8 protein-coding genes are annotated in these 10281 nt (G+C 75.2%); 2 read left to right on the plus strand and 6 right to left on the minus strand.

Annotation, left to right across the window (positions count from 1 at the left end):
- Positions 1–105 precede the first annotated feature (105 nt).
- The 3 genes from AB0N03_RS49310 to AB0N03_RS49320 all read right to left on the minus strand — a co-directional run bounded on the left by AB0N03_RS49310 (position 106) and on the right by AB0N03_RS49320 (position 1654).
- Entirely contained in the window at positions 106–984 is an 879-nt protein-coding gene (locus tag AB0N03_RS49310) for an RNA polymerase sigma-70 factor (protein WP_364387932.1), read from the minus strand.
- Positions 981–1343 (minus strand): DoxX family protein, encoded by a 363-nt coding sequence (locus AB0N03_RS49315; RefSeq protein WP_364387934.1) that lies wholly within the window; start codon positions 1341–1343, stop codon positions 981–983. The genes AB0N03_RS49310 and AB0N03_RS49315 overlap by 4 nt, the downstream gene beginning before the upstream one ends.
- 65 nt (positions 1344–1408) lie before the next feature.
- Positions 1409–1654, minus strand: a complete 246-nt coding sequence (locus tag AB0N03_RS49320; RefSeq protein ID WP_364387935.1) for a hypothetical protein — start codon at positions 1652–1654, stop codon at positions 1409–1411.
- 393 nt (positions 1655–2047) lie between these two features.
- Here AB0N03_RS49320 and AB0N03_RS49325 point away from each other — a divergent pair, with 393 nt between their 5' ends.
- Together AB0N03_RS49325 and AB0N03_RS49330 are read left to right on the plus strand one after the other, a co-directional pair.
- Positions 2048–2941 (plus strand): TIGR03619 family F420-dependent LLM class oxidoreductase, encoded by an 894-nt coding sequence (locus tag AB0N03_RS49325; RefSeq protein ID WP_364387937.1) that lies wholly within the window; start codon positions 2048–2050, stop codon positions 2939–2941.
- A gap of 117 nt (positions 2942–3058) precedes the next feature.
- Entirely contained in the window at positions 3059–3706 is a 648-nt protein-coding gene (locus tag AB0N03_RS49330; RefSeq protein WP_155547366.1) for a response regulator transcription factor, read from the plus strand.
- Between the two features lie 79 nt (positions 3707–3785).
- Here AB0N03_RS49330 and AB0N03_RS49335 read toward each other — a convergent pair whose 3' ends face one another.
- The 3 genes from AB0N03_RS49335 to AB0N03_RS49345 form a co-directional block, all read right to left on the minus strand.
- Positions 3786–6566: an AAA family ATPase gene (locus AB0N03_RS49335; RefSeq protein WP_364387939.1), complete on the minus strand. Its 2781-nt coding sequence runs from the start codon at positions 6564–6566 to the stop codon at positions 3786–3788.
- 2 nt (positions 6567–6568) lie between these two features.
- A complete protein-coding gene (locus tag AB0N03_RS49340; protein WP_364387941.1) occupies positions 6569–9319 on the minus strand; it encodes an AAA family ATPase in 2751 nt (916 codons plus the stop codon).
- The coding region (locus AB0N03_RS49345) for a helix-turn-helix transcriptional regulator (protein ID WP_364387943.1) at positions 9303–10281 on the minus strand (979 nt) is incomplete at its 5' end. The genes AB0N03_RS49345 and AB0N03_RS49340, both read right to left, overlap by 17 nt.

Here is a 10281-nt window from a genome sequence, read left to right on the forward strand (position 1 = left end):
CGGTCATCGGGGGCCGGACAAGCTTGCGCCGGGGCCCGCGGCGCCGCACCCGTACAAGTACCTGCTTCCATACCTGTCCCTCACGTGCCGCGCTCGCGGCGCTACTCACCGCAGGGTCAGCGGGGTCTCCGACTCGACGCGGGTGAGCTTCTCCGGGTTGCGCACGTAGTAGAGGCCGGTGATCCGGCCGCCCTCGACGCGGACCGCCATGACGCCGTCGAGCTCGCCGCCCAGGTGCAGGAGGAGCCCCGGGTTGCCGTTGACGACCGTGGGGGCGCTGGTCAGCTTCGCTTCGGTCCGGCCGATGCCGCCGAGGACGAAGCGGACGATCTTGTCGGCGCCGACGACCGGGCGCAGGGCGGCCTGCTTGACGCCGCCGCCGTCGCTCATCAGGACGACGTCCGGGGCGAGGACGTCGAGCAGGCCCTGCAGGTCCCGGGTTTCGAGCGCGCGCTGGAACGACTCCAGCGCGGCCCGGGTCTCGCGGGCGGAGACCGTCTCGCGCGGGCGGCGGGCGTCGACGTGGCGGCGGGCGCGGTGCGCGATCTGGCGGCAGGTTGCCGCAGTCTTGCCGACGGCGCCGGCGATCTCGTCATAGCCGAAGTCGAAGACCTCGCGCAGCACGAAGACGGCGCGCTCGGTCGGCGACAGCGTCTCGAGGACGAGCATCAGCGCCATCGACACGCTCTCGGCGAGCTCGACGTTCTCGGCGACGTCGGGCGCGGTGAGCAGCGGCTCGGGCAGCCAGGGGCCGACGTAGGCCTCCCGGCGGCGCTTCACCGTGCGCAGCCGGTTGAGCGACAGCCGCGTCGTGATGCGGACCAGGTAGGCACGCTGGTCGCGGACCTGCGCGAGGTCGATGTCGGCCCACCGCAGCCAGGTCTCCTGGAGGACGTCCTCGGCGTCGGCCGCCGAGCCGAGCATCTCGTAGGCGACGGTGAAGAGCAGGTTGCGATGGGCGACGAAGGCCTCGGTGGCGGTCACGCGCGCCCCCAGGCGACGAAGACCGCGATGGCGAGGTACGTCAGGTTCAGCGCGACGAACTTCGCCTCGCCGTGGCGGAGGTGGGTGACCATGGCACCGATCATGAGCAGGACCCAGCAGGCGGCGGTCACCGGGACCAGCACGGGGGCGATGTCCAGGGCGAGCGGCAGGATCAGCCCCACGGCGGCCAGCAGCTCGAGGACACCGAGCGTCTTGACGAAGCCGTCGCCGCGTTCGCCGGTCCACTCCCCGCCGGGGGTGGCGGCGAGCTTCGCCCGGGGGACGAAGGTCTTGCTGACACCCCCGGTCAGTGCGACGACGGCGAGCAGCCCGGCGGCGATCCAGAGTGCGATGTTCATGAGGTCTCCCTTGGTCGGCCTCAAGACACCGGGTACCGGGAAGCTGTGACAGCGCATGACGCGGGTCACACCGTGCGCGCCACGACCGGTTCCAGCAGCCGCCGGGGCGTGTCGATCGTCGCCGACACCGGGTCCGGGCCGCCCGGCCGGGGTTCGAAGCCCGGGCCCGGCTCGATGCGGATCTGCGGGACCGGGACCAGCGCGCCGCACGTCTCGCAGCGGCCGTCCGGGTCGAGGCGGCCGCCGTCCTCGTCGTGGCGGGTCGTGCGCTTCTCGCCCGCCGGGGAGTAGAACGCGTCGCCCCAGCCCATCAGCGCCCGGATGATCGGCCAGAGCGCGACGCCCTTCTCCGTCAGCCGGTACGCGGCGGCGAACGCGCCAAGGTCTTCTTCGAAGACTACGACCCGTACACCGCGCTCTACGATCAGCTTTCCGCCCTTCGCGGCGAAGTCGTGACGCCCGAAGAAGTGGCCGCCACGGTGGTCACGACGATCGACAGCCGTCGCCTCCGTTGCGCGTGCCGGTCGGGGCGCCCGCCGAAAAAGCCTTGCGGGCGCGCAAGGAGGCGCCGGAGGACAAGCCCTTCCTCTTCGCGCAGATCGACTGGTAGGTCCGGACCATTCCGGCCGACGTACTTGAACGAGCAACTAAACGGGAGTACTACTGGCAGCAGGAAGATCCATTCGCTCTTCAGGGGAGAATTCATGCAGTTGGGGTTCAGCCTTCCGGTGTTCGGCAAGGCAGCGGCCACGCCGGGCGGGATCGCCCGGTACGCGCGCGAAGCCGAACGAGCCGGGGCGGCGAGTCTCTGGGTCGGCGACCGGCTGCTTTCGCCGGTCGCCCCGGTCGTGCCCTATCCCGGTTACGACACCATGCCCGAGGAGTTCCACACCGCGCAGGACCCGTTCACCGCGCTGGCCGTCGCCGCCGCCGTGACCGAGACCGCGATCCTCGGCTCCAGCACCATCAACGCCTCCCAGTACCAGCCCGTGAACTTCGCGCGGCTGCTCACCAGCATCGACGTCGCCAGCAACGGACGGCTGCTGCCCGGCCTGGGCATCGGCTGGTCGCCCGACGAGTACGCGGCCGTCGGCATCCCGATGAGCGAGCGCGGCAAGCGGCTCGACGACCTGCTCGACCTGCTCGAGACCTGGTGGACCAAGGACACCGTGGCGCACGACGGTGTCGGCTACGCCATCGCCGAGTCCCACGTCCACCTCAAGCCGGTGCGCAAGCCGCCGGTGCACCTGGCCGGGTTCGGCGAGAAGTCGCTGCGCCGGGTCGCCGAGCGGGCCGACGGCTGGCTGCCCGTCTGGTCGATCCCCGAGCAGTTCCCCGCGGACGTGCTCACCTCCACCCTGGCCAAGATCCGGGCCGACGCCGAAGCCGCCGGGCGGGACCCGAAGGCCATCGGCGCGGCGCTGCGCGTGAACGCCGCCCCGGGCACCGAAGCGGAGGTCATCGCCGAGTCGGTGACGAAGATCGTCACGATCCTCGAACCGGATCACACCTTCGTCGACCTCACCTACCTGACGAGCAGCGTGGACGAGCACCTCGACCTCACCGGCCGCCTGCTGGACCTGGTCGCCAAGGGCTGATCCCCGGCGCGGAACCCCTCAGTGCGGCCGGCCGTAGGGGTTCCGCGCCATCCGGGCGGCGGGGGCCCGGTCAATGCGATACTGCGGGGTGTGCGCACCCAAGGGAATGACGACAAGGTGATCCGCCTGGTGATCGTCGACGACGAGCCGATGGTGCTCGCGCACCTGCGTACGGTGCTGACCTCCGCCGGGGACATCGACATCGTCGGGCAGGCGCAGGACGGCGCCGAGGCGGTCGAGGCCGCGGGGCGTTTCCGGCCCGACGTCATGCTGATGGACCTGCGGATGCCCGGGGTGGACGGGCTGACCGCGATCGAGCGCATCGTCAAGCTCCCGAACCCGCCGTCGGTCGTGGCGCTCACGACGTTCGACACCGACAGCTACGTCCTCAAGGCGCTGCGGGCCGGGGCGTCGGGCTTCCTGCTCAAGTCGACGCCGCCGGAGGACCTGATCGGGCTCGTGCGGGTCGCCGCCGACGGGCACACCGTGCTGTCGAAGGAAGCCGCGCGCCGGATGGTCACTGCGTCGGCGGGCGAGCACGAGCGCTCTCAGGAGGCGCGGGAGCGCACGTCCGACCTCACCGACCGGGAGCTCGACATGCTGGTCTGCCTCGGCGAGGGCATGTCGAACGCGGCCATCGCGGCCAAGCTGCACCTGTCCGAGGCGACGGTGAAGAGCTACGTCTCACGGATGCTGACCAAGCTCGGCTGCGCCAACCGCACCCAGGCGGGCCTGCTGGCCCACGAAGCGGGTCTCGCGGGCTGACGAGCGCGGAATCCGACGACGTGGATGACTCATTCCTGTCCTCGGACGACAGGAATGAGTCATTCACTGCATCGCTCGGCTAAGCGCTGCTGCGCGCCCCGAAACCCCACGCCCCGAAGACCTCGGCGAGTTCCGCCCGGCCCGAGATGCCCAGTTTCCGGTAGCAGTTCGTCAAGTGCTTCTCGACCGCCCGCCGGGTCACGTTGATCTCCGCCGCGATCTCGCCGTTGGTCAGCCCGTCGAGGGCGAATCCGACCACCCGGCCCTCCGCTTCGCTGAGCGCGGCCGACGGCCCGGCGGCCGTCCCCGGTCCGGTCGTCTCCTCGGCCGTCCGGCCGGTGAGCCACGGCGCGCCGCAGCCCTCGGCGAGCCGGTAGGCCTCACGGAACCGGTCCTCCGCGCCCGCTTTCCCGCCGTCGCGCAGCCGGGCGCCCTCCGCCAGCAGGGCGCGGACCAGCTCCAGCCGGTCCCCCGACGACCGGGAGGTCTCGATCGACTCCGCCACCATGCGATCGGCCTCGGTACCCGCCGACAGCGACGCCTTGATCCGCAGCGCGCGGCCGATCGGCGCCGGCGCGCCCCAGCACCGCGCCCACCGGATCTCGTCGTCGATCAGCTCGCCCGCCGAGACGGGGTCGCCGAGCCGCCGCTGGAGCCAGGCGCTCCACGTCCGCCACGGGAACAGCGCCGGGTTCCGCCAGCCCGCCCGGTGCAGCGCCGCGCCGCAGTCGAGGAACCGCGCCAGCGCGCCCCGCGGGTCCTCGACCGCCGTCACGGCTCCGCGCAGCATCAGCAGCGCGGCCCGGATGTGCAGGCCGGTCTGCCTCAGCGCGGCCTCGTCGTAGTGCTCGACCAGGGTCGCGGCCAGCCGCTCGTCGCGGGCGACCACCGCGACCGCCACGAGCGCCATCACCAGCGATTCGGGCGCCTCGCCCAGGTTCCCGCCGATCAGCTCGTACGCCTCCCACGCCGTGGACCGGGCGCGGGTGAGCTGCCCGGTCTGGGCCAGCACCGCCCCGCGCGCGGCGATCAGCGACGCCGGTCGCACCGGCCGGCCGCGGACCGGTTCGGCCGCCGCGCTCTCCAGCCACGACGACGTCTGGCCGAGCGCACCCGCGGTGAGCGCGGAGATGATCAGCAGCGGCGCGGTGCCCGCGAACTCCGCGGACGACGCGGGAGCGCACCGCAGCAACCGGTCGGTCAGCTCCGCCACGGTCGCCGCGGGCATCCCGGCGTTCAGCGTGGCCGCGTGCAGCAGGACCGCGAGCAGCTCCCGTTCGGCGAGGGTGGCGATCGGCGGCTCCGGGCCCAGCTCGCGCAGGCGGTCCACCGCGCCGGCGAGCAGCGCGGGGTCTTCGCAGCGGGTGAGCCGGATCCGCGCCTCCAGCCGCAGCCCGGCCTGGCCGCCGGCGTCCTCCGGGCGGACCCGGCCGGCGAGGACGGCGGCATCCGGGCGGAGGAACGCCGAGAGCGGCAGCAGGGTGACCGCCTCGGCCCGTTCGCGCGGGGTGGGCAGCAGCCCGATCGCCTGCGTGAGGTGCCGGATGGCGGCGACGACGTCGAAGGCGGCTTCGGTGAGCGCAAGGTCCACCAGCCGCCAGCCGCGCTCCGGGCCGTCGGGCGGCAGGTCGAGCAGCGCGCGGCGCAGGTACCGCGCCGCCGTCTCGGGCTCCCCGCGCCGGCTCGCCGCGTCGGCCGCCGTGCGCAGTTCCTCCGGCATCCACGGCGACGGCGACGGCGCGGGCACCTCGAGCAGCTGGGTGGCGACCGTCTCCGCGGCGAACCCGGCTTCGTGGAACACGGTCGCCGCGCGCACCCGCAGCCGCAGGTCCTCCTGCGTGGTCATCGACGCCTCGATCGCGGTCCGCAGCACGGGCGCGGCGAACCGCGGCGGGCCCGCCGGGGCGAGGACCCCCAGCCGGCCCAGGGCCCGCACGGCCTCCGCGACGGCCACCGAGTCGGCGCCGGTGAGGTGTTCGACCAGCCACGGCTGGGCGTGCTCGCCGAGCACCGCGATCGCCCGGGCGCAGTCGCGCACCTGCGGGGGCAGCACGGCGAGCTGAGCGGCCAGCCGCTCCTTCAGCACCGACGGCCCGACGCGGTGCGAGTGGCCGCCACGCATGACTTCGTTGAGGTACAAGGGGTTTCCGGCGCTCGCCGCGTGGCAGGCGGCCACGACGCGCGGGTCCTCGGCCCGGCCGTCGGACGCCGCGCGCAGCACCGCCCCGACGCCGGCCTCGGACAGGTTCGCCGGCCGGATCCGGGTCTTCGCCAGCTCCCACAGCTCGCGGATCGCGGGCCGGTCGGCGCCCGGGTCGCCTTCGCGGACCGCGACGACGAGCGCGCAGGGCAGGTCGTGGATCTGCCGCGCGCACTGCCGCAGCCAGGTCAGCGACTGCCGGTCGGCGACGTGCAGGTCGTCGACCAGCACGGCGAGCGGCCGGTCGGCGCTGATCGCGGCGAGCAGGCCGACCAGGCCGTGCGCGGTCAGCACGTCGTGGTGCTCGCCCGGTTCCCACCCCGGCCAGCCCGGGGCGCCGGGGAACAGCCACCGCGCCGCCGACGCGGTCCCCGCGAACCAGCGGTCCGCGTCGCGCGCGGCCGCCTCGGCGACCAGTGGCTCGAGCACCTGGCAGGCGATCCCGAAGTCGAAGTCCTGTTCGGTCCGGCTCGCCGCCGCGGTGAGCACCCGCGGACCGCCCGGATCCGCCTCCACCGACCGCAGGACTTCCTTGAGCAGCGCCGTCTTCCCCACGCCGAGCTGCCCGGTGACCACCGTGACCGAGCCCTCCCCCGCCCCGGCCGCGACGATCGCGCCGCGCAGCCGGCGCAGGTCGGTCTCGCGTTCCGGCAGCGTCACGGCTACCCCTCCTCGCCGGCGGAGACGAACGCCTCGGCGAGCTGCCGCCTGCCCCCGATGCCCAGCTTGCGGTAGACGTTGGTCAGGTGCAGCTCGACCGTCCGCCGGGTCACCGCGAGCTGCACCGCGATCCCGGCGTTGGACGTGCCCGCCGCGGCCAGCTCCGCCACCCGGCGCTGAGCCTCGGAAAGCCCGTGCAGCCGGGAAACCTCACCCCCGGTCAGCTCGTGCAGCCGGCCGAGGACGCCCCGCCAGCGGTAGCGCGCCGCCAGGATGCCCGCCTCCGCGAGGTGGTCGGCGGCCGCATCGCCGCCGCCGGTCGCCGCCAGCTCCACCAGGGCCGTCGCGTGGCGCAGGTGGCTGCCGCTGCCGCGCAGCAACCCGACGGCCCGCGTCAGGTGCCCGGCGCTGTCCGGGTCACCGGGGCCGAGGGTGAGCGGGGCGGCCTGGTGCGCGCCGCCGACGGCGGCCGGGGTGCCCCACGCGGTCGCGGCGGCGAGCTCCTCGGCGAGCAGCGCCCGGGCGGCTTCCCGCTCACCGCCGGCCACCAGGCACTTCGCCGCGGCCGACCGCCACGGCAGGAGTTCCGGGTTTTCCCAGCCCCGCGCGGAAAGCCGGCGGCCGCACTCGCGCAGCGGGGCGAGCGCCGGGCCGGGCCGGCCTTCGCCGAGCAGCACCGCGCCCGTGGCGTACAACAGGAACGCGCTGCCGAGCCCGGGTCCCGGCTCGACCGGGTCGCGCTCGAGCACCCGCCGGGCGAGGTCGGCCCGGCCGGCTTCGAGGTGCACCCTCGCCTCGGTCGCGACCACCCGGGCGCGCAGCATCGAGTGCCAGTGCCGGGGCGGCACCAGCTCGTGCGCCTCGGCCAGGTCGGCCGCCGCGTCGTCGAGGGTCCCCGCCGCGAGGTGCCGTTCGGCCCGCTCGACGAGGGCGCGCGCGACCAGCGCCCGGGAGCACTGGCGGCGAGCCTGCGCGAGCACGTCCTCGCCGTGGGTCTCCGCCTCGGCGAGGTCCCCGGTGAGGACCAGCGCGCGGACCGCCGCGGCGCGCGCGGTCAGCGAGCTCACCTCCGCCATCGGCTGCGCCAGCGCGGCGCGCGCGAGCTCGCGCACCCGCGCGGGCAGCAGGCCGCGCCGGGCGAGGAGCACCGCGACCACGGCCGCCTGCACCGGATCCGAGGGCCGCTCGGGCAGCGGCGGCATGCCGTAGCCGCCGACCGCCGACCGGTCCTGCGGGTCGCCGTCGGCCAGCCAGTAGAGGCCGAGCAGGGTGTCGCCCTCCGCCGTCGAGACGTCCGGGCGGCGGAACGCGGCGGTGAGGATGCGCGCGTTCAGGCCACCCCGTGCGTTGAGCAGGTCGGCGGCCCGCAGCCGGTGCCCGCCGAGCCCCGGACCGTCCAGTTCGGACACCACCCGGGCCAGGTGGCGGTCACCCGCCTCCTGGTCGAGCAGCAGTTCCGCGGCGCCGAGATCGATGAGCACGGCCGCGCGCCGCGCCGGCTCCAGGGGTTCCTGCAGGGCGCGTTTGAGCGACGCCGTCGCCGGCCCGTCGCGGCCGCCGGCCTGGCCCAGCCGGGCGGCCGCGCGCAGCACCTCCACCACCCAGGGCTCGCCGATCACACGGGTGCGCCGCAGGATCGCCGCGACGGCCGCGTTCGCGACGCCGTGTTCGTGGCCCAGCTTCGCCGCGCGCGTGAAGAAGGCGTCGCGCTCGCCCTCGGTCATCCGGCCGAGCACGCGCTGGCCGGCGTCCGGTCCGGTCAGCTCGCCGTTCGCGGTGACCAGGCCGATCGCCCGCAGCCGCGCGAGGTCCCCGGCCAGCCGCTGCGGCGGGCACCCGGCGAGCTCGGCCAGCAGCGCCGGGCCGAAACCGTCCTGGCACACCGAAACGGCACGCAGGACCGAGGTGAGGTCGGTGGGCAGGCCGTCGACCAAGCACCGCAGGCGTTCCCCGGCGACCCTGGTGAACAGCGCCGTTCCCTCCCGCGCCAACCCGGGCTCCATGCGCAGCCGGTTCAGCGCCTCGGTCAGCACCGCCGGATTCCCGCCGCTGCCGCGCACGGCGTGCTCGACCAGCCGCTCGTCGGCTCCCGCGCCCAGCCGCTCGCGCACCAGGCCGGCCACCGCGGCGTCGCCGAGCGCGCGCAGCCGGATGCCGTGCGCGGCGGCCGCGGGACGCCAGGTGTCCAGCCCGCCGGTCTGGCTGACCACCAGCAGCACCGGGATCTCCCGCGGAGGCCCGGAAAGCGTGCGCAGCCACGCCCGGGACGCGGCGTCGGCCCAGTGCAGGTCGTCGACGGCGAGCACGAGCGGCCGGCCGTCGACGTCGGCGGACAGATCCCGGCACAGGCTGCCGAGAACGCGGCCGGCGGGCACGCCGTCGGCGGTTTCGCCGATCGCGGCCGGGGGCAGCGCGCCACCGAGGGCGGTGAAGACCTGGTGCAGCACGGTGAAGGGCCGGGTGCCGTCGGACGGGCAGCACGGCACGTGGGCGACGCGCAGCCGCGCCCGCCGGGCGGTCGCCGCGACGGAGGCCAGCAAGGCGCTGCGGCCGGAGCCGGGCGCGCCGGTGACCGTGACGACCGCCGGGCGTCCGTCGGCCAGGTCGTGGACCAGGCCGGTCAGCAGCGCGGACTCCTCGTCCCGCTCGGCCAGCCACGGCCCGGAGGCGCCACGCTGGTGCGGCAGACCGGCCGCGTCCGGCGGTGTCCGCTCGGCGAGCACCGAGCCGTCTTCGCTACCCGGCGAGCCCATGCGTCCTCTTCGGTGCCCCGGCCGACCCCGTGCTTCCCCGCAGCGCCACGGCCAGTTCGGCCCGGCTGTCCACGGCCAGCTTCCGGTAGACGTTGGTCAGGTGCAGCTCGACGGTCCTCGGCGAGACGAACAGGGCGCCCGCGACGTCGCGGTTGCTCGCCCCGCCGGCGACCAGTTCGGCCACTTCGCGTTCGCGCTGGGTCAGCACGTCGGCCCCCGGCTTCCGCAGCCGGCCGCCCGACTCCTCGAGCAGCTCCCGGGCGAGCGCGCCGATCGAGCGCCACCCCGAGCAGGCGGACAGCATCGCGGCCTGGCGCAGGTGCTGGCGCGCGGCCTTGCGGTCGCCGACGCACGTCAAAGCCTTGCCCAGCAGGTATTCCGCCCGCGCGTACTCGATCCGGCAGGGCGAGGTCGCCAGTACCCGGCCCGCCTCCGCCAGCAGCTCGACCGCCCGCGTCCCCGACGCGGCGACGCCGCCGCCGACCAGCACCAGGCCGCGCGCGGACGGAGTCTGCCAGCTCTCGGCGAGCTCCTGCCCGCGTTCGGCGTAGGCGGCGGCTTCCCGGCGCCGACCCTGCTTGGCGAGCAGCAGCGTGGCCGCGTACCACCACGGCGCGAACACCGGGTTGGCGATGCCGGCTTCGTCCTGCCGACGGCCGGATTCGAGCAGCAGCTCCAGTGCACCGTCCACATCGGACCGCAGCACCCGGGCCCTGGCCAGGCCGAGCAGCCAGAGGTGGTGCTCCGCCGGCGCGGCGGCCAGTTCGTCCGGGCGTGCCGCGCGCAGCAGCGCTTCGGCGGCGGCCGGCTCGTCGTCGTCGCACAAGGCGGTCGCCAGCGCGGTGCGGACCTCGAGCCCCGGGCGCTGTCCCGCGGTCGCCAGCGCCGCGACGCGGACGTCGGCGAGCGCGCCTTCGCGGTCGCCGCTCTCCCGCAGCGCGCGGTAGCGGGCGGCCAGCGCC

This window comes from Amycolatopsis sp. NPDC051061 (genome assembly GCF_040682935.1).
GTDB lineage: Bacteria > Actinomycetota > Actinomycetes > Mycobacteriales > Pseudonocardiaceae > Amycolatopsis.

Bases quoted from the DNA above. Each gene is read 5' to 3' on its own strand.
- AB0N03_RS49340 (WP_364387941.1), bottom strand. From the start codon at position 9,319: ATGGGCTCGCCGGGTAGCGAAGACGGCTCGGTGCTCGCCGAGCGGACA.
- AB0N03_RS49315 (WP_364387934.1), bottom strand. From the start codon at position 1,343: ATGAACATCGCACTCTGGATCGCCGCCGGGCTGCTCGCCGTCGTCGCA.
- AB0N03_RS49325 (WP_364387937.1), top strand. From the start codon at position 2,048: ATGCAGTTGGGGTTCAGCCTTCCGGTGTTCGGCAAGGCAGCGGCCACG.
- AB0N03_RS49320 (WP_364387935.1), bottom strand. From the start codon at position 1,654: ATGGGCTGGGGCGACGCGTTCTACTCCCCGGCGGGCGAGAAGCGCACG.